This is a genomic window from Bacillus sp. B4EP4a (genome assembly GCF_006680105.1).
GTDB lineage: Bacteria > Bacillota > Bacilli > Bacillales > DSM-1321 > Peribacillus > Peribacillus simplex_E.
Window position 1 is genome coordinate 44,725 of record NZ_VHIK01000026.1, and the last position, 19,980, is coordinate 64,704.

The 19,980-nt window shown below is 39.1% G+C and carries 20 protein-coding genes and 2 pseudogenes; 6 read left to right on the forward strand and 16 right to left on the reverse strand.

What is annotated here, in order from left to right; translation table 11 throughout:
• Positions 1-23: 23 nt before the first annotated feature.
• From FNK51_RS13740 to FNK51_RS13770, 8 genes and pseudogenes are all read right to left on the reverse strand, one after another.
• On the reverse strand, positions 24-455 hold the full coding sequence (locus tag FNK51_RS13740) for a CBS domain-containing protein (RefSeq protein ID WP_098369624.1): 432 nt from the start codon (positions 453-455) through the stop codon (positions 24-26).
• Between the two features lie 79 nt (positions 456-534).
• Positions 535-1,342, reverse strand: a pseudogene (locus tag FNK51_RS13745) (MBL fold metallo-hydrolase).
• A 662-nt stretch (positions 1,343-2,004) separates the two neighbouring features.
• On the reverse strand, positions 2,005-2,985 hold the full coding sequence (locus FNK51_RS13750; protein WP_141993714.1) for an ABC transporter permease: 981 nt from the start codon (positions 2,983-2,985) through the stop codon (positions 2,005-2,007).
• The gene (locus FNK51_RS13755) at positions 2,978-3,892 is read right to left on the reverse strand and encodes an ABC transporter ATP-binding protein (RefSeq protein ID WP_141993715.1); all 915 of its coding nucleotides are present in this window, start codon (positions 3,890-3,892) and stop codon (positions 2,978-2,980) included. Before FNK51_RS13755 ends, FNK51_RS13750 begins: the two co-directional genes overlap by 8 nt.
• Positions 3,889-4,680, reverse strand: coding sequence for an SGNH/GDSL hydrolase family protein (locus FNK51_RS13760; RefSeq protein ID WP_141993716.1), 792 nt, complete (start codon positions 4,678-4,680; stop codon positions 3,889-3,891). The genes FNK51_RS13755 and FNK51_RS13760 overlap by 4 nt, the downstream gene beginning before the upstream one ends.
• 198 nt (positions 4,681-4,878) lie before the next feature.
• Positions 4,879-5,195: pseudogene (locus FNK51_RS27230) on the reverse strand (bile acid:sodium symporter family protein); the annotation flags it as partial.
• Between the two features lie 3 nt (positions 5,196-5,198).
• Positions 5,199-6,395, reverse strand: coding sequence for an MFS transporter (locus tag FNK51_RS13765; protein ID WP_286178703.1), 1,197 nt, complete (start codon positions 6,393-6,395; stop codon positions 5,199-5,201).
• Positions 6,396-6,464: 69 nt separating this feature from the next.
• Positions 6,465-8,597: a PAS domain S-box protein gene (locus FNK51_RS13770; RefSeq protein WP_098369420.1), complete on the reverse strand. Its 2,133-nt coding sequence runs from the start codon at positions 8,595-8,597 to the stop codon at positions 6,465-6,467.
• A 373-nt stretch (positions 8,598-8,970) separates the two neighbouring features.
• On the opposite strand from FNK51_RS13770, the gene FNK51_RS13775 reads away from it, so the two are divergent.
• Complete coding sequence (locus FNK51_RS13775; RefSeq protein ID WP_230303410.1) at positions 8,971-9,885, forward strand: YitT family protein; 915 nt, start codon at positions 8,971-8,973, stop codon at positions 9,883-9,885.
• An 85-nt stretch (positions 9,886-9,970) separates the two neighbouring features.
• Here the strand turns inward: FNK51_RS13775 and FNK51_RS13780 are convergent, their stop codons facing one another.
• The 4 genes from FNK51_RS13780 to FNK51_RS13795 form a co-directional block, all read right to left on the reverse strand.
• Complete coding sequence (locus FNK51_RS13780; protein ID WP_034307294.1) at positions 9,971-10,165, reverse strand: cold-shock protein; 195 nt, start codon at positions 10,163-10,165, stop codon at positions 9,971-9,973.
• Positions 10,166-11,012: 847 nt separating this feature from the next.
• Positions 11,013-11,219, reverse strand: coding sequence for a cold-inducible protein YdjO-related protein (locus FNK51_RS13785; protein ID WP_141993718.1), 207 nt, complete (start codon positions 11,217-11,219; stop codon positions 11,013-11,015).
• A gap of 126 nt (positions 11,220-11,345) precedes the next feature.
• Positions 11,346-13,475 carry a DNA helicase RecQ gene (gene recQ, locus FNK51_RS13790; protein ID WP_141993719.1) on the reverse strand — a complete coding sequence of 710 codons (2,130 nt, stop codon included), beginning with the start codon at positions 13,473-13,475 and terminating at the stop codon, positions 11,346-11,348.
• A gap of 154 nt (positions 13,476-13,629) precedes the next feature.
• Complete coding sequence (locus FNK51_RS13795; RefSeq protein ID WP_141993720.1) at positions 13,630-14,481, reverse strand: LysM peptidoglycan-binding domain-containing protein; 852 nt, start codon at positions 14,479-14,481, stop codon at positions 13,630-13,632.
• A 256-nt stretch (positions 14,482-14,737) separates the two neighbouring features.
• On the opposite strand from FNK51_RS13795, the gene FNK51_RS13800 reads away from it, so the two are divergent.
• The 3 genes from FNK51_RS13800 to cotJC are packed head-to-tail and all read left to right on the forward strand — an operon-like array spanning position 14,738 to position 15,820.
• Positions 14,738-14,971, forward strand: a complete 234-nt coding sequence (locus FNK51_RS13800) for a spore coat associated protein CotJA (RefSeq protein ID WP_063234475.1) — start codon at positions 14,738-14,740, stop codon at positions 14,969-14,971.
• The gene (locus tag FNK51_RS13805) at positions 14,972-15,238 is read left to right on the forward strand and encodes a spore coat protein CotJB (RefSeq protein ID WP_141993721.1); all 267 of its coding nucleotides are present in this window, start codon (positions 14,972-14,974) and stop codon (positions 15,236-15,238) included.
• A gap of 12 nt (positions 15,239-15,250) precedes the next feature.
• Entirely contained in the window at positions 15,251-15,820 is a 570-nt protein-coding gene (gene cotJC / locus FNK51_RS13810) for a spore coat protein CotJC (protein ID WP_034307306.1), read from the forward strand.
• Positions 15,821-15,865: 45 nt separating this feature from the next.
• On the opposite strand, the gene FNK51_RS13815 is transcribed toward cotJC, so the two are convergent.
• Both FNK51_RS13815 and FNK51_RS13820 read right to left on the reverse strand, forming a co-directional pair.
• Positions 15,866-16,738 carry a CvfB family protein gene (locus FNK51_RS13815; RefSeq protein ID WP_098369415.1) on the reverse strand — a complete coding sequence of 291 codons (873 nt, stop codon included), beginning with the start codon at positions 16,736-16,738 and terminating at the stop codon, positions 15,866-15,868.
• 222 nt (positions 16,739-16,960) lie between these two features.
• The gene (locus FNK51_RS13820; protein ID WP_141993722.1) at positions 16,961-17,182 is read right to left on the reverse strand and encodes a response regulator transcription factor; all 222 of its coding nucleotides are present in this window, start codon (positions 17,180-17,182) and stop codon (positions 16,961-16,963) included.
• A gap of 157 nt (positions 17,183-17,339) precedes the next feature.
• Here FNK51_RS13820 and FNK51_RS13825 point away from each other — a divergent pair, with 157 nt between their 5' ends.
• Positions 17,340-18,530 (forward strand): alanyl-tRNA editing protein, encoded by a 1,191-nt coding sequence (locus FNK51_RS13825; protein ID WP_141993723.1) that lies wholly within the window; start codon positions 17,340-17,342, stop codon positions 18,528-18,530.
• Positions 18,531-18,626: 96 nt separating this feature from the next.
• Here FNK51_RS13825 and FNK51_RS13830 read toward each other — a convergent pair whose 3' ends face one another.
• A complete protein-coding gene (locus FNK51_RS13830) occupies positions 18,627-19,040 on the reverse strand; it encodes a hypothetical protein (RefSeq protein WP_141993724.1) in 414 nt (137 codons plus the stop codon).
• Positions 19,041-19,118: 78 nt separating this feature from the next.
• The gene (locus FNK51_RS13835) at positions 19,119-19,310 is read right to left on the reverse strand and encodes a hypothetical protein (protein WP_098369411.1); all 192 of its coding nucleotides are present in this window, start codon (positions 19,308-19,310) and stop codon (positions 19,119-19,121) included.
• Positions 19,311-19,449: 139 nt separating this feature from the next.
• Between FNK51_RS13835 and FNK51_RS13840 the strand changes: the two genes are divergently transcribed.
• A complete protein-coding gene (locus FNK51_RS13840; protein WP_098369410.1) occupies positions 19,450-19,971 on the forward strand; it encodes a GNAT family N-acetyltransferase in 522 nt (173 codons plus the stop codon).
• The last annotated feature ends 9 nt before the right edge of the window (positions 19,972-19,980 follow it).

The window sequence follows — 19,980 nt, forward strand, 5'->3', positions numbered from 1 at the left end:
AAAAGCTAACAGAGTTTTTGTTTTTAGTGTTGAATTTGGTCTCTGTCCTCGGAAATTGAACTTAAAGCATTTCCCGCCATTGAATTTGTCTGTTGGTGTACAGCAAGATCCCCTAATGCCACGACTCCCACCAGCTTGTCATTCTCAATGATAGGGAGCCTTCTGATTTGTTCGGTAGCCATTAACTCTTCAGCTTCATCCACTGACATATCAGGCGTACCTGTTACAAGGTTCGTGGAAATGACATCAGTAATTCTAGTTGAATTCGGCTTTTTCTCGGCAACACAGCGAATGACGATATCCCTGTCTGTGATGACACCAATTAAATGGTTATTCTCCAATACAGGAATGACACCAACATCTTCATTCTTCATTTTGACTGCCGCTTCATATATATTATCTTCCGCAGTGCAACAATCCACGTCTGTTGTCATGATATCTCTTAATGTAGTCACGGAAATCCCTCCATTTTCATAAGTTGCTTGTTTATTTTTGACTTCTGAAGAGAAATTATTCATGGAACACGTTTATGCTTCATTCCACATATTTCCCATGATCCGGTTTAGCTAATGAATCGAACTCCTTTGCAAGCTTTGATAAACCCTTTTCCAGTTCTTGCCCTTCAACAGGATACCCGTGCCCCGTTATGGCAACAGCCGGCTTTATACTTTCCAATAACTTTACAGATTCTTTTGCAGCCTTCCAATCGGTTGTCAAATACCGCGGTGGGCCCGCTATTCTTTCTCCTGAGTGATTACCTTGTATAGGGAATCTTGCCTGACATTCACAAAAGCATCTCCAGCAATCAAACTTCGGTCACTTTCACGGAAAAGTGAAATATGTCCTTTTGAATGGCCAGGGGTGTGAACCCATTTCCAATCACGAAGCCCGGGAACACTATGATCATCAGGCAATGGCTGAACTTTTTCATCAAGGTTGATTCCCTCATTCGGAAATATCCATGAAATTTTTGCGACCATCCCTCCTTCAACAGCAGGGTCCGGATTGGGGTAATTTTCCTGTCCCGTTAAATAAGGCATTTCTTTTATATGGGCATAAACTGGAGCTTTCCAATACTCCATTAACTCAATCATTGCACCAACATGATCGAAATGTCCATGTGTCAAAATAATGGCAGCTGGTGGATTTTGTGGTCCATATATTTCTTCAGCAGTTTTCTTTATTACCTCTGCTGAGCGTGGCATCCCTGCATCTATAAAATACCCATTTACCATCTTTGGGTGACCCTATAAAAATTACATTAACGATTTGGACGGAAAGACAATGTATATTCTAAATTTATTATATGTACATCACCACTGGAGACTGAAGTCATTGGCATCAATTTTTCATTCAAATGATTATCATAATCCTCCTAATTTTGAACATACTTTTTTTAAAAGGATACCCTGTACAAGAAAATAAAAAACAACCTACTATTTGTATAGGCTGTTTCAGGCAGAAGACAAATTCGAAGAAAAAGCGAGTTTGCCTGCAGTTTTTTATTTTTAAAAAAGTTGCAGATGATTTCAGAAATCCACTCCCTTTCCGCCTACTGTCTGCCAAGCCTCATCAAAGCATGCGTCTGTGGGGTCTCGGCTGACAGTTATTCGGCAGGAGTGTCACCAATTTCTTCATCCAGTGAGTTTTCAGTTCATATAAAACAGTAAAAAATAAATCAGTATAACCAAGTCTTGTTTTAAAAATCATGGTATTCATTCCCTCGATAAAATCGTGAAAAGGATACGGGATGACCGTTCCGATCCCCATAAGGTCGACAAATTCGAAGAAAGGCCAGTTTACCTGCAGTTTTTTTATTTTTAAAAAGGTTGCAGATAATTTCAGAAATCCGCTCCCTTTCTGCCGAGACCCCGCGAGCATCTAGCGGGGTCTCGGCTAGCCATTAAACCGAGTTTTCTTTTGAAATCCGGTCCGGTGTGCGACACTTCCGGAAGCCCTTTTGTCAACAAACTGAAACAACCAATAATTTATATTGGCTGCTTATCAGTATACATCCCTCCGGATAAATACTGTAAAAGATACAATTAAAGCAAGAGCCCACCAAACGAGCAAGGTAATGACAGATGATAATAAAGTCATCCCTTCTATCGGTGGAGCCGTCCCGCTAATATAAGCGGTCAACTTCAAATTCACCATAAAGAAATATTTCGCTGATTCCCATGATGAAACCATATTGTTCAATATAGCCCCGGAAATTAATGCAGCCAGCATGATGCCCATGCCTGCAGGGGTGCTCCTCACTAAAACCGAAAGCATGAAAGAAAGGGTCCCTACAACAACCGCCACCAGCCAGACAAGTCCTAAATCCATCAATAGGAATTTCCATTGTTCAACTAACCTTACTTGACTGACATCCACATCAGCACCATTCAATTCGAATCCGGTTATTACGGGGGCTCCCCATCCTTGATAACCGAAAACGATTCCTGATAAAAGGTAAGACAATAAGGCTGTCATCGCAACGATAATCGAAACCGATAATAATAATGTTACATATTTGCTCAATAAGATTTTCCAGCGCTCCACTGGCCTTGTCAGCAGAAGCTTGATCGTGCCTTGTCCATTTTCGGAAGAAACCAAATCACTGGCCACAATCATGATCAACAGCGGAATGAATAAATCAATTGAATTTTCCAAAAACATGCGTGTAAAAGTAGCTGCGCCTGGTTCTGAGGGATTGATATCATGATCGAGATAATATTGCTGCTGCTTCAGACTTACTTGCAGCTGTTCACGCCACTCATCCAGCATCCTATTCGAGCCCAACCGATTTTGAGTATCAATGATTTGCTGCTGAAGAGCTGCACGCCAATCATCAGTTCCCAACTTCTCTCGCTGCTCTTCCACTTGTTTGTATTGGGCATATGTAAACATCAACACTAAAATTCCAACGATGATACCGATTATGATCAGCCGCTTTTTTGCCAACATCTTCATCATTTCATTTTGGACCAAGTTATTCAATGCCAGCACCTCCGACACCGGTGACTTGCAAAAACAACTCTTCCAATCCCGGGAGCTTTCGATTCATTTCATGTACCCTCACCCCTGCATGGTTAAGTGCAGCATTCCATTCAGGTGTTTTGAGTTCATCATAAGCTGTAATGATATATTTTTGATCTAAGGTAATATCGGTGAAGCGGCTAAGAATTTCCACTCCTTTTTGAATAGGTTCCACCCGCCAAATTATCCGCTCCTGCGCGGATAATAAGCTTTCCACTGTATCCGTTTTAATAATTTCCCCGCCTTTAATAATTGCGACCCTGTCACAAAGTTGCTGTATTTCACCTAATAAGTGTGAAGAAACCAGAACACTCATACCTTCTTCTTCAGCCAACTTCCTGATGAATTGTCGCATTTCACGGATTCCGGCAGGATCTAGACCGTTAGTGGGTTCATCCAAAATTAACAGCTTAGGGCTGTTCAGCATTGCCTGCGCGATTCCTAAACGCTGCCTCATCCCTAACGAATAGGTCTTCACTTTATCGTGAATTCTCGCTTGCAGACCAACGAGTTCAACAACCTCGATCATTCTTGTTTCATCGACTTCAGGTAACATTCTTGCAAAGTGGAGCAAATTATCCCACCCACTCAAAAATGGATATAACTCTGGATTTTCAACGATGCAGCCCATTTGCTTCATAGCCTTCGTAAATTCCTGACGAACATCATACCCGCATATATGGATGGAACCCGAGGATGGCTTAATCAATCCGACCAACATGCGGATTGTCGTCGTCTTACCTGCCCCATTCGGTCCTAAAAAGCCGAAAACCTCACCTTCATGCAACTCAAAATCTATTCCTTTAATAATTTCCCTTTTGCCAATCTTTTTTCTCAAGTCCCTAACAGACAATGTCACCTGTTTCATCGTTCCACATCCTCCCATTTTATTAAAGGAGCAACTCTATCAGCAATTAAACGATACCCCTTCTTATTAGGGTGAAAATTGTCCGAATACAAATACTCATTTACCGACAATTGAAATAAATCGAATGTTGGAACGAAAATTGCATTTTCATAATGAGCCACGACTTCTGCCGTTTCATTATTCCAGTCCCGTACGATGCGGTTCGTATCAAAGTCTTTATCCAAATCTATAAATGGATTATACAGGCCAAGCAACAAAATAGTAGCGGAATCATTGACTTTATTTATATCTTTAAAAATTTCATGTAAATTTCCCAAGAAATTCTTTTGTGATACGGATGTAGCCTCACGATCATATTCAAGCAGGGTCTTCCCTTTTTGAAATAAATCGTTACCCCCGATTGTAACTAAAATAACATCAGCTGCCTGGATTTGGCGCTTCACTTCCGGTTGTTTCACTTGCTGCACCAATTCGTTAGACACTTGTCCATTAATTCCGAGGTTATGAATGATTGGTTTTCTATTATATTGACTCTTCAAATCTTCAACAACAAGTCCAACATAGCCTTTGCCTGTTTCATCACCTGTGCCACGTGTTAATGAATCGCCTATCGCCACTACCGTAAAATCATCGGGAAGATCATTTTTAATGGGAGTTTCTTCAATTACTTCCATATCGAATGATTTTTTTCCATAATGGTCCATAATCGCCCATCCTAGGCAAAATACAAAAAACAGGCCGATAAGAGCTGATACGATGGTAGTAGCCAACACTTTTGGTTTACTCAAAAACACTCACCCTTCCATTCATTCTCTATCTTCCATTAAATCATATTATTTCCAAAAACAAAAAAACGCTTACTTATGGTTAAAAATCCCAATAACTTAATTATTAACAGCATTTCTTTAATAAACCGCACTCTTCCCCTCTTATCAATAAAAAAAGACAGAATGGGACTCATTTAATCCCTTTCTGCCTTTTTTGATTTACTGTTTAATCGATTCCTTACCAACTACGGAATTCCCTTTGATTTTGTCTACTCTTTTTGACCCGGAAACATTATGCCACACACTATAGATGGCACCCGGGACGGCCTCTAGTGAAGAGAAATGAACTGTCGTTAATGCAGCACCTAAACCTGAGTTTTGCATGCCCACTTCAATTGATTTTGATCTTCGTATGGAAGTTTTAACACTTTAGCAGCAAGAAAACCAAGTAATAATCCAAACGAATTATACAGGACCATCACTCCGAATATAGCAGGCCCTGATTTAAGTATCTTCTCCTTATTAGAACTGACCACTCATCATTTTTCAATTATACCTAAGGGTTTCCCCATTACTTTTAAATTCTTTTCTAACCTCATGAGCCAAATTGTAAGCAGCATCCCGATCAGTGTGAGTAAACCATAAAATAAATAGACTGAATATATCCCTGATTTTTCCAATACTATCCCGCCGCTGAAGGTACTGAACCAGTTCCCCAAACCGTTGCCAATGGCCGAATAAAGCGTTATTGCTGTTACTGTTATACGTGCAGGGACAACTTCCCTGATATATTGTAAAGCTGCTGGAATGAATAAGCCAAGTGAAAACCCTTGAATTATCGAAGTCACATATACAGTAGCTAAACTTGGTTCGGTGAAGTACAAACCCCAGCGGACCAATGAAGCAGTGCCAGCCAATAAGGTAATTGGCAGCAGGCCTATCTTATGAATCCAGGCACCTGCCATTCTCATAAAGGGGATTTCCGATAATACAGCTAATAGGAACGCAATGCCAATTCCTGTATATGTTCCTCCTCTTGCCTCGACAAACAAACCATAGTATACATTATTTGCAAGATTAGGACCAAAAAGCAAGAACGTTATAGCAAGAAAGATAAGAAAACGTTTCATGGTGATCAATTCTTTCATGCCACCGAAAAGTTTCACTTTTCCCCCAGGTGGCTCTTCGGGCAAACGAAGAGCCAGACTAGCCGCGATCAACAGGCCGAAGAAAAAGGCATAAAATATGACGGAAGGACCCATGAAGGATTCAGATAACTTTCCCATTACAAAAACCGCCACACCGTAACCAAGTGATCCGAATAAACGGATTTTCCCATAATTCGATTTGATTTTTGTTGTATATTGAAGGGTGATGCTATCAGAAACTGGTATTATCGCACTTTGAAAGATGGCCAAAGCGATTGCGACGGATACTAAAAGGAAATAGTGTTCGAACAGCAAGTAGCCTAAACCGAATACACCAGCAAGAAACGATGTGATTGCAAGTATTTTTGCTGGTCTTCCGCTCCAATCACAGACAATTCCCCAAAAAGGTTGAAAAACGATCATCACTATCGGTCCAACAGACATGATCGTACCTATTTCAATACCGGATAAACCTGCCTCATTGGCCAAATAAACGCTTAATAGCGGTGTTAAACTTCCCACTGCAAAAAAAGAAAAAAGGTAAAATACCTTCAAGCTAATAATATTGACATGCTTTTGTTTTTCCAAATCCAGTTCCCCCACGTAGACATCTTCTACAAAGTTGATGATTTTTTTCATTGCTACCTATTAGGCATTTTAAATAGGGAGCACGATATTAAAGACTGTTCCTTTATTGACTTCGCTCTCGACAAAGACATTTCCCGAATGGCTTTCTATGATTTTAAAGCTGATCATGAGACCTAACCCATTACCAGATTTTTTCGTTGTGAAAAATGGTTCTCCGAGTCTCTTAAGCTGCTCTGGCGGCATCCCAATTCCTGTGTCGGTAATGGATATATGCACATTATCCTCTTTAAGTTCAGTAATGACTTTTATGAACCCACCGTCAGGCATAGCTTCCATACCATTTTTAATGAAGTTCAATATGACTTGTTTTAACCGATTCTCATCACAACGAACGAGGATTTCTTCGTCATTACAATCCGAAATCAGCGTGATGTTCTTCTTCCTGGCTTCAAACTCCGTCAAAGATACAACGTTTTGAATGATCGACACAAGATTTTTCGTTTCCAATATCAATGCCTGTGGTTTGGCCAATTGTAAGAACTCTTCAACTATCTCATTCACACGATTGATTTCATCCATGATTATTTCTAGATATTCTTGTTTATTTTCGTCCGTTTCATCCAATTGCAAAAATTCCGTATACCCTTTCATGGAGGTCAGCGGATTCCGTATTTCATGTGCCACCCCAGCAGCAAGCTGACCGACAGCGGCTAATTTATCCTGCCGATGGAGCATCTCTTCAGATTGTTTACGCTCAGTTATGTCATATCTAAGTGCCAAAAACTGAAATGGCTTTCCTTCTTCGTTGAAAAATGGAACAATTGTTGTATCGACCCAATAAAAACTGCCATCTTTCGCCTTGTTTCTAATTTCACCTTTCCAAACTTTCCGTTCATGGACGGTCTTCCACATTTGTTCAAAGAATTCCTTTGAATGGTATCCAGAATTAACCATTTTATGGGTCTGGCCTATCAATTCACCTTTCCCATAACCTGAAACCTCCGAGAACTTTTCATTCACTTCAATAATGACTCCTTTATCATCAGTTATCGCCACAATCAAAGATTGGTTGATTGCATAATGCATATCTTCTAGTTCCTTGATTGACCCCTTTAAAGCATTTTCTGCTTTTTTACGACTGGAAATATCCGAACGGATAGAAATATATTGATATGGTTTCCCCTTTTTCATAAAAGGAACGATAGTTGTGTCCACCCAATAAACATTACCATCTTTAGCCCGATTGCATATTTCACCATGCCATGTTCTCCCTTGGCTGATCGTTAGCCATAAGTCAGTGAAAAATTCTTTTGCATGATAACCAGAATTGATTATGGAATGATTTTTCCCTATTAGTTCATGTTTTTCATATTGTGATATTTCCAGGAATTTTTCATTAACATATGTAATAATTCCTTTTGCATCCGTGATGGCGACGATTGCCGATTGATCTAAAGCATAACGGATATCACTCACAGTATTATCGCTTTTTGCTAACCGACGGCCTACGATCGTACTTGAAGCTATCAAACTGGCCAGTATGAATAATGAAACGAAGCATGTAAGATAAAGCATGAATGGAGTGAGTGGAACAAATTCACCCGTTTCATTTTTAACGTTCATCGGTAACACTCTCACAAAAAGATAATAGCCTTCAATGATTGCCCCACTCATCATGAGCGTACTGACTGGCTTTAGCGAAGATTGACTTAATTTATTAAAATAAAATAATATTGCAAGCGCTGCTACAAATAAAATAAAGATACTGAAAAGCGTACTGAGAACCGACAATGGGCTAAAATGCAAAGAGTGATTTAAAGATGATGTTCCCATTATATAATTGGATAAAATGGCCATCGTAAACATGAAGCCGCAAAAAACAATTTGCAGGACTTGTGTTTTATACGAAATGGCCAATAACCCAACGCCTGCGAGAGCTATCGCTAATGCTAACGAAAAAATTATTGTAGAAAAGTTGTATGCTGCCATTCCTGAATTATCGAGGGTGTATATGACCACAAAATTAAGCGTCCAGATAGCCACTCCCATAGAGCAGCTGCTCCCTATATATACCAGGCGTTTATATCTCTCTATCGTCAGTAATGTTGTAAGTAAATCCAAGGCCGTATAACACGCCATTATTATCAATAGTACTGCAATCATAAAGAGGACAGGATTTGATGCCACAATTGATTGTTCCATTTTTTTACTTGATCACCTCTACCGTTCTATTCTCCTATATTGTAATGTAAATTCAAAGGACCTCAAAGGTTTTTTATTTCCTTACTCCTGTATATTTACACTCTGATTCTTTCTGCGCACCCCCTTTCTCAAGAAAATGCAGGTTTTTTCATAAAATCAATAAAATAAGAAATACTATTGTTTTGTATGGAGTAGAATATAAATACATGATAATGACAAGCATCCACAACCCTGCTTCATCATTGCAGGACATGATCAATAATACCAATAATTATTCAGGAATATATTAATCAGGAATGTTAATTTCTTTATTTAATTATACCTATAGGTTTATAATTAAATAGAACTTATATAGAGAGAAGGAGTGGGGGGCATGATTATGTCAGACCTGGCAGGTGCAAGCACAACAGAAATTATGCAAAAGAAGACCCAGCATAAAAAATTAACACTTAGACAAATTTTACAGAGAGGTCTTTTAATTACAATCGGTGCGGTTTTAATGGCTGTCGGCCTCGAGATTTTTTTAGTGCCGAATAACGTAATCGACGGGGGCATAACGGGTATATCGATTATGTTATCTTACATCACTGGATGGAAGCTTGGAATCTTTCTTTTCATTTTGAATCTTCCTTTCTTTTTTATCGGTTATAAACAAATCGGAAAAACCTTCGCATTATCTACCCTTTATGGAATTTTAGTCCTTTCCATTACCACTACATTGCTTCATCATGTACCAGCTTTCACTCAAGATATCCTCCTAGCGTCCGCTTTCGGCGGAATGATTCTTGGCATTGGTGTTGGAATGGTCATTCGATATGGCGGCTCATTGGATGGTACAGAAATACTTGCTATTCTCGCTAGCAAGAAGCTCCCTTTTTCCGTTGGGGAGATCGTCATGTTTTTTAATTTATTCATCCTTGGCAGTGCGGGCTTCGTATTCTCGTGGGATCGTGCCATGTATTCGATCATAGCTTACTTCGTGGCATATAAAACAATGGATATCGTAATCGCAGGTTTGGACGAATCCAAATTTGTTTGGATTATAAGTGATGAATTTAATGATATCGGCGAAGCGATAATGAATCGTCTTGGACGGGGCGTAACCTTTTTAGCTGGCGAAGGTGCTTATTCCGGTGATGATAAAAAAGTCATCTTTTGTGTAATAAACAGGCTTGAGGAAGCAAAACTTAAAGAAATAGTCAAAAGCTTCGATCCATCTGCATTTCTTGCCGTAGGGGATATCGCGGAAGTTCGAGGCGGTCGATTCAAGAAAAAAGATATCCACTAACCTCACCTGCTTTTTGCTTCATCCAATTGGCAAAAAGATAAAAAAAGCTGAAGGGAGAATCCCCTTCAGCTTTTTTTATATAGCCTTAATAGTTTCTTGGATTGTTGATTGCTTGAAGCATTCTGGTGCCGGGTTTCATCTCGCTGCTACATAACGGACAAACATGTTCATCATTACTTGTAAAGTTATCGCGAATCCAACCTTTGCAATCTTCTGATGTACATTCCCACACCTTTGTTTCTTCAGGAATGATTTCTTCCGTATTATTTCTTCTATACATATATCTCACTCCTTAGAATTGAATTGACTCCGTCCTGCATAACAGATCACAAGCCATAAAGATAAAAGAAAGAATAGATGGCGTTTAATCTAAATTGTGAGTAAATAACCATTCGCAAATCTAAGTATGATTATTGTTCTTTCAAACAAACTTTTGAATGGTAAGAACTTGAGATTACGACATGAATTTTTCATATCTCAGTAACCATTATATCATATATATGCTTTATATATTTGAAGAAAGATTCAAAAAAGAAACGATTCCCCAAAATGAAACACAGTCCCTGACTTACCCTTCAAGATAATCGAGACTGCGCTGTTTAAGAATCCATTCCATATGGTTCTTCTTGCTCGTTCAATGAACATTTCAAAGCGAATCGAGCATGAGAGTAATTTTTAATGCCAAAACCTAAAACAATGAAAGCCCTGCCTCTCTCCCATCCATACGGTTCCTAGACCGTGCCTGCGAGAATCAGATAAAAGCTTGTAAGTACATGTTTATTAATTAAAACCGTCCGTAATTCCAATTGGGTAGATTAAATTCCAAAAGACAAATGGTACATAGAAGTAAGTTAATGAAGAACAGAAATGGATCGAGGAAAATGGTTACATGTAGTTCTTTTTTCTAGATGTGTTTAACTTGTTTCTACTTCATCATGAAAACGATGAAAAATTATTTTATTAATAAAAATGTTACTTTAAATTACCCTCCAGTGTTTTCTTTTCATAACACTGAAACTTAATAATACCATAAATATTTTTATATGTAAAGCCTTAATCCAAAATGAAACTACTCCGTCATACTTCTTTCTTAAAATAAAAAATAAAGAGGCTATGATTCACCTCTTTTATTTAAACGCATTATACTCATTTTCAATTTTTGGAAGTTCCCTGACTTCCTCAACTAATTGACTTCCGCACATTGGGCAATCATAGTTTTCCGAGGCAAAATCTTTTCTCATCCAACCATTGCAATCAGCTGATCCACATGCATATACTATCGTATCTTCCAAAACGATTTCTGGTTCCTCTGAATTCTTTTTACCAAAATACATGAGCAACCTCCTCTTTTTTATATAAAGACTCTGATTAAAGGCACAAAATTTCTCCTTTTTATCATTCCTAGTATACGCATTAAACTAAATTCTTATTTATTCAATGAAGAAATTATCAAAAAAACCTTAACACCTTTCGTTTTCCAACCCTGCTTTAACCAAGATCGCTTTAATCATGAAGTAGGAAACATGCTCAGGCAGGGCTTCTTTTAGTGGTTTCAATTTTTCGGAATCCAATTGTTTCGCAGTTTCCATAACAAGATCAAACTCTTTATCCGAGAAAATATCATCCCATTTAATCTCCAAGTGTTCTTCTGCACACTTTAATAAATGATTTTCAATTGATACGGAAGACAGCCCTCTCAATGTTCCTATTTCCTTGATTGATTTGCCTTCCCGATATAAGCGATAGCTTTCTAAATGAGATGGTTTAGTAGCTCGCTTTACCGTTTCCTTTGTAACCATAGTATTCGTTTCTAATTCAGAATGTGCCTGTACATATTGGGAAATCCCTTGTAAGAACACGGATCCGAAGCGTTCAAATTTCTGCATCCCTACGCCCTTAACTTCCAGGAATTCCTCTTCCGTCCTCGGCAGTTTGACGGCCATATCTTTCAAAGATGCATCGGAAAAAATAATGAATGGAGGTACATTTTCCTTACTTGCCAATTCTTTTCTTAACTGTCTTAACTCTTCGAACAACCCATGATCCGCACTGATGCTGCTTACTTTTTTTATTTCCTTACGCAGGACTTTTTTCTGTCCCAGTAGCACTTCCCTGCCAGCATTGGTAACCTTGAGGACCGGAAACTGGCCGCCCGTCATTTCGATGTACTGTTTTGCTGTCAGGAAATCAATGAAATCACCTACATCCTTTGCAGATTGATCATTGATGATGCCATAGGTTGAAAGCTTCTGGAATCCGAACTCTTCAATTTTCTTATTGCGTGATCCCGTAAGCACTTGGGAAATCATCGTTTTACCGAATCGCTCACCCATTCGCAACATGCATGAAAGGACCATCTGTGCCTGTGTAGTTACTTCAACAGAGTCACGTTTATCTGTACAATTTTCGCAATGACCGCAATCTTCCGGGTTTTCTTCTCCAAAGTATCGAAGGATGAAGGCTTGCAAGCACCCTTCTGTAAAACAATAATCCTTCATCCTGTTCAATTTCTTCAATTCCTGGGATTGCCACTCCTGCGAGGGATTTGATTGATCAATCAAGAAACGCTGTATCTGCATATCCTGAGGGGAATATAAGAGGATACATTCACTATCCAAACCATCCCTCCCTGCACGGCCCGCTTCCTGATAATAACTCTCCATGTTCTTTGGAGTTTGGTAATGGATGACGTATCTAACATTCGACTTATCGATTCCCATCCCAAAGGCGGATGTTGCCACCATCAAGGGAACGTCATCACGAATGAATTGGTCTTGCTGTTCCGACCGGTCTTGTTCATTCATGCCAGCATGGTATCGACCTGTTTTGAATCCGGCTTTAATAAGCTTGGCATACAAGGAATCGACTTCTTTCCTAGTGGCTGCATATATGATACCCGATTCACTTTTGTTTTTCTCTAAATAGCGCATTAAAAACCGTCCGCGATTTTCTTCTTTCACAACGGAAAAGAACAGGTTATCTCTGGAAAATCCCGTTGATACTGTATGCTGCACTGATATTCCTAGTGACTGACATATATCATCGGTCACATGCGGTGTGGCTGTTGCCGTTAATGCCAGTACAGTCGGAGCTGATGGCATGTTTTTCAATAAGGTTTTGATTTTTAAATAACTTGGTCTGAAGTCATGTCCCCATTGAGATATACAGTGGGCCTCATCAATGGCAACCAATGAAATTTCCACATTAAATAGATCCTGTTGAAATGCAGGATTTTCCAACCGTTCAGGTGCAACATAAACCAGCTTATATCTACCGTGCTTAATATCGTTCATTCTATTGGATGATTCTAACCCAGAAATGGAGCTATTAAGAAATGTGGCATCAATTCCATTTTGTTCGAGGGCATCTACTTGGTCCTTCATCAAGGAAATAAGTGGGGATATCACGAGTGTTACACCTGGTAACAGAAGGGCTGGAATTTGGTAACATATTGATTTACCTCCGCCAGTAGGCATGATTCCCGCTGTGTTTATTCCTCCCAAAACCTGTTCGATAATCTGTTCCTGACCTTTTCGGAATGACTCATAACCAAAGTATTCTTGTAAATATTCACGTGCTTTTTCCATCAATTTATTACTCCTCCTATTTACCTTGTTAGGATTTATAAGGATCTATTTCTTTCATTGTACCTGCTTTTCCCGTGAACCAAAAGGACAAAAAAAGCAGACACATTATGTCTGTGTCTACTTTTTTCAATATATAAACATGTTTTGTATGGTTTTATTAATTCAGGATTTGAACTTTGACGTTTTTAACGCCCCAATTCACGGCATCTTTTTCGTTGGGTACAAAAATGTCCACTCTATTCCCTTTGATGGCACTGCCTGTATCAGCTGCGGTCGCGTAGCCATAACCCTCTACATAAACTTTAGATCCAAGCGGAATGACTGATGGGTCCACTGAAATCACCTTTGCATTAGGATTAGCCTTCAAGTTAACTCCTGTGGCTGTAGTACCGCTGCAGCCTTGACAATCAGCCGTATAGGCAGTTGCTCTAACAGTGATTTCTTTTTCGATTCCTGCTTGATTACTGGATTCATTGTTTGTGTCTGCTTTTTCTGATGATTCTGCTGGTTCCGATTGTTCAACCGGCTTTGTTTGTTCAGCTGGTTTCGATTGTTCCACTGGCTTTGATTGTTCTGCTGGTTCCGATTGTTCTGCTGGTGCAGCTTGCTCAGATTCCTGCGCAGGCCCTACACTCGCAGCTTCGACTTTATTAGCTGCAGGTTTAATGACCAGTTTCTGACCAGGATGGATTGTATCTGAATTTAAACCGTTCCAAGATTTAATATCATTTACCGCTACATCATATTTGTCTGCAATTTCCGATAATGTGTCCCCTGACTTTACTTTATGATGCTCTTCTTTAGAAATATGTATGGTTTCTCCGGCATAAATCACGTCTGAAGACAAATTGTTCCAAGACTTAACATCTTCTATTGATACTTTATAAGTTTGAGATATCCCCCATAATGTGTCTCCATCTTTCACTTTGACATCTTCTGCTTGTACCGGAATTGTGAATGCACCGGATATTGCAGCCGCTGCCGCTAACGATAAGATTGATTTTTTCATATGTTGTTACCTCCTTGTGAGCTGCTTTATAAGCTACGAGTTAAATCTTAACATAGTTTTTTTCTATACAAAGAACAAACAGATAAAGAATAGATGACAAACATCACAGTAAGATAACGGGACTATAACAATAATTTATAATATTCTGAAAAAACATCATTTCCCATAAAATTTCCTTCCGAGACCAGATGAGTCATATTATGCATTACCCAGACATAAAAATTAAAGGCTATATCTTTACAAAGGAGGTATTTTTGTGACTCGCGAAAAGACTTTTACCTTAGTTAAGTCATATAAGCCTTTCCATAGTAAATTCGATCCGTGCCCGCCTATTGGGAGAAAGTACTACAGGACACCTCCTAATTTGTATATTAATTTCCAACCGCCGAATTTGGAGCAGTTCACACCGGAGGAAGCTTTGAAATACGGGACACTTTGGAAATTCTTTTATGATTTTTATGATAATCCATATCGGGAAAGGGAGACATAAATGAATAAGAAACTGGATGATGAATATTATCAGTTGCTTGAGCAAATCCAGGCTGCGGATTTCGTACTTGTCGAGTTGACTCTTTATTTGGATACACATCCTAATGATCAGCAAGCATTACAGCAATTCAATCAATTTCATGAATACTCCAAACAATTGAAATCGGTTTTTGAGCCTAAATATGGTCCATTATTGGGTTTTGGAAACAATTCAGGCGGTGAAAATAACTGGGAATGGGGCCAAGGCCCTTGGCCATGGCAGGTATAAGGAGAGATTTCTATGTGGGTTTATGAAAAGAAGCTGCAATATCCAGTTAAAGTAAGAGACTGTAATCCCCGATTGGCAAAATATTTAATAGAACAATACGGGGGGGCTGATGGCGAGTTGGCTGCAGCACTCCGATACTTAAATCAACGATATACAATTCCCGATAAAGTGATTGGCCTGCTTACGGATATCGGAACGGAAGAATTCGCCCATCTGGAAATGATCGCCACGATGATTTATAAGCTTACAAAAGACGCCACCCCTCAGCAGATGGCTGCAGCTGGCCTAGGTGACCATTATGCTAATCATGATAGTGCCCTTTTTTATCATGACGCAGCAGGAAATCCATTCACTGCCACATATATCCAAGCCAAAGGCGATCCCATTGCAGATTTATATGAAGACATCGCCGCTGAAGAGAAGGCCAGAGCAACCTATCAGTGGTTGATCGACATCTCGGATGATCCTGATATCAATGATTCACTCAGGTTTTTGCGTGAGAGGGAAATTATCCATTCGATGAGGTTCAGGGAAGCTGTGGAGATTTTAAAAGAAGAAAAAGGTAAAAAGAAGTTTTTTTAATGAAATTCACATAAAAAAAGCAGCGGAGAAAATCCGCTGCCTTTTTCATTTACGGTCTGAAGAATATGTCCATCCATCTTCCTGGTAAATCTTTTCTTCCTTCATCAGTTTACCAAGAGCACGCTTGAACGCTCCCTTACTTAAACCGAAGTGAAACTTAATATCATCAGGTGGCGTTTTGTCGCCATAAGGCATTGCACCGCCGCGATTCATTAAATAAGTGAAAATGACATCAGCATCTTCCCCCATTAAATCTTGTTTAAAGGGGATTAAAGAAACGTTAAGCGTTCCATCTTCTTTACTATCAATGACACGTCCTTCAACTAATTCACCAAGACGGGGCTCTTCCTTGCGTTCACTTTCGTGAATGAAACAGCGGTATCCTTCTTGTGAAATAAAGAAAGACCCAACCATTAGCAAACGATAGACATTTCCCTTAATACTGGTGTTTCGGACTCCTTTTAAAGGAGCTGTCACTGCAATCTCCTGAATTACATCTTCCGTTGCAAGTTTACCAAACAGACGATCATGACGATCTGTCTTCAGGGATACATATAGACGATCACCAACCTCAGGCCATAAACGATCAATATTCGGAAGGTCGTCCAGGGATACAAGAATATCTTTGGAAAGACCTATGTCCACAAAAACACCCAGTTTCCTTTTCACATTGACAACTTCCGCCCAGCCATATCGATCAATCTGAATTTCAGGTATCTTCATTGTCGCTGTTAGCCTTGCTTGTTTGTCATGGTAGATGAACACAGTTACTTCATCGCCAAGCTCAAGTTCCGTTCCTTCACTCATTTCATTATGATGAAGTAAGACATCTTCTGAACCATCCGTTAAAAACCATCCGAAATCAGCCTTACGTTCCACTTCTAACTCTACAGCCATGCCGGCCTGAATTTTTTGCATGTATAAAAATCCTCCTGTAACTTACCTTTACCTACAATTGTACCCAATTATTTATTTTTCCAACATATTTGAATTTATCATTTTTTTGTTGTTCTGTATACCTATTACGGTTTTTTATTTTTAATCCTTGTTTTCTTCATGGAATGCCTGTGGGATCAGAATCTGCCCTTGTTTACCATTACTTAACAAGGTATGCATGATCACTTTGGATAATTGGCTCGGTTAATACGGTTTAACTAAATAACCCTTTGCTCCCAAGGAAATTCCCTTCTCCCATTCGTCAAGTGCGGTCGATACAATTTTAATTCCCTCAGGAACGTCAAGCCGTCCATCTCTCCCTTCAAGAAGGATATCCAGTACAATGGCATCCGGAGGTGAGGTTTTCAGCTTTTGAAATGCCTTTCCACCACTTTTGAAATAGCTAACGTGGAAGCCATTGTCCATCAATTCATATTTTAGCAGTTCCGCTAAGCACAATTTATTTAAAATTTGTCATAAAGTTTAATTATTTACCTGACTTATCTTCTAAACCTGCAATTTCATACTCAGGTATTTCGATGATATAATTTAATGATCAACAGAAAGGAAAAAGAAAACATTCATGACAAAAAAATTGTATTACACATCCACAAAAACTTCCCAATGGGATACCAAAATTCAGGAGAGCTTTGAAGAAGATGGCTATTACTACATCACTCTTGAAGAAACCGCTTTTTATCCCGAAGGGGGAGGTCAGCCTGCAGATACTGGTTTAATAGAAGGAATCACCGTTCTTGACGTTAAAAAAGGCAATGATGGAAAGATTCTGCATAAGACGGAGAGAAGGCCAGATTCAGAAATCGTTCACTGTGAACTTGATTGGTCCCGCCGCTTCGATCATATGCAACAGCATAGCGGCCAGCATTTACTCTCTGCTGTCTGCAGGGAACTGTTCGACTCTAATACGGTCAGCTTTCACCTTGGAAAAGAATATTTAACGATCGATATAATGTCAGGATTTCAATGGACTGAAGTACATACGGTTGCTGCTGAAAAGCTAGTTAATCAATATATCATCGAGAATCGCGAAATACTTATCTATTACGTGACAAACGAGCAATTACAGACACTTCCTGTCGTCAAAATGCCTAAAGTTTCAGAGAATATCCGTATTGTTGAGATTGAAGGGATTGAATATAACCCTTGCGGTGGAACTCATGTAGGGCGTACTGGTGAGATTGGCTTAATAAAAATTTTCAAAACGGAAAAGCAGAAAGAACATACCCGTCTCTATTTTAAGTGCGGCTTCAGGGCATTGAACGATTATTCCGAAAGTCTAGGAATTCTTTCAGCATTATCGAATAAGTTCAATACCGGACGTACAGAGATTCTGAATAGGGTGGAGAAACTGGAGAATGACTATAAGCAGCTACTATCGGCAAATGAAAACTTAAAACTTGAAAATGCAAATTTTCTTGCTGACTCTCTGCTTGCAGAAAATGCAGGGGGATTCATCTCTCATATTTTCGAAGATAGCTCAATGAAAGAACTGCTTTACCTTGCAAATACGATTGTAAAAAAGGAAAAGGTTACCGTATTATTAGCATCACGTAAGGAGCAAAAGGTCATCCTTTCGCACAGTGGGGCCTTCCCCTTTCATTGCGGACAATATTTCAGGGCTGAACTCGCTTCGTATAATGGGAAAGGCGGAGGGAACGAACAGACTGCACAAGCAGGTTTTGCGTCACAAAATGACTTAATTGCATTTTACCAATACTCAGTTGAAAAATTAGGCCATAATCCTGGTGTATAAAACCTTTGCGAAGTGGTTGAAGACATTCGTGATGAACACGGAAATCATGACTTCTCAGAATGAGAAAAGAGAGGACAAATTAAGTCCTCTCTCTATTTATTCATCTATTTTCAATTTCACTAATCCATGTTCTTCAATATGAAGATGATATTTTTCTTCGAGCTCCATGATACGTTTAAACGCTTCCTCCTGATCGTATTCATGTTTTTCCGACTCCTCGGCAAACTCTTTTCTAGCCAAATGGTAAGCAAGCTTATCCCTGAAAACTCCTTCTTCATACTCATTTATGACTTCATGAAGTTGCTCCTCCAATTCCCTGCTTAAATCAAAAATTTCATATTCCTTCACAAACTGTACTCCTTCCATGCCGAAATCTTTGGCAAAGGAATTGAGATACTGTTCCATCTCACTGTATTCTTTATTATCTTCAGTATCGGAAGCAACCCAATATCCGTACTGAACCATTTTGAATAATGTTTCATACTGTTTTTTGGTAAAATTGATTTTCATTGTCGATACTCCTTTTCCGGTTTCCTTACAACAAAAAGAATAAACCGCAATGGAACAAATGTCCAATGCGGTTTATTCTCAATCCAATATTTCCGTTACAGAAAAATAAGCTGCTTTTTCCGTATCTACGACATAATGGCAATCGCCTTTAACTAAATTATAATAACGGTGCTTTTGAATATTTGAAATCATTTGAGTTGAGTCATCGCCCTCAACCTCATGCTCTAGTTCTTTGCCGCCCGGAAAATAAAAACTAACTTTCAATTTCATCTTTCTCATCCTTCCCCTCATCTGGTTGAATCACTCTTTTATTTCTTATCCTTTCTCATGCAGTTTTAAACATAAATAATATGCTTATTCACTTTTTCCATGATATTCTAGGAAAAAACGGAAATCAGAAGGTGTTTTCATGAAGATAAGGAAAGCTATAGAAGAAGATGTAAATGGAATAGCAAATGTACATATTAACAGCTGGAAAACGACTTATAAAGGAATCCTCCCGGAACAATATTTGTCCTCCATGAATCTGGAAGCCAAAAAGAAAAACTGGCTAAGAAATTTAAAGATGCTGCATAATGCCACCTTTGTAGCGGAAAGCGCCAATGGGGAAATCATCGGTTTCGCTGCCGGCGGGCCTGAACAAACGAATGATCCGCGTATTCAAGGTGAAGTATATGCCATTTATTTTTTAAAAGAATATCAACGACAGGGACTCGGCCGAAAAATGATAAAAGCTGTCATACATGAGCTTATTGAAATGGGACATAAGAATTTAATAATCTGGGCATTAAAGGATAATCCTTCATGCGATTTTTACAACACCCTTGGCGGTCAAGTTATAGCTGAAAAAACCGTTAAAATGGCAGGCATCGAGCTCATCGAAGTCGGTTTCGGGTGGGAAGATATTCAGGATATCCTTTTGCATTTGTAAGCGTATTTA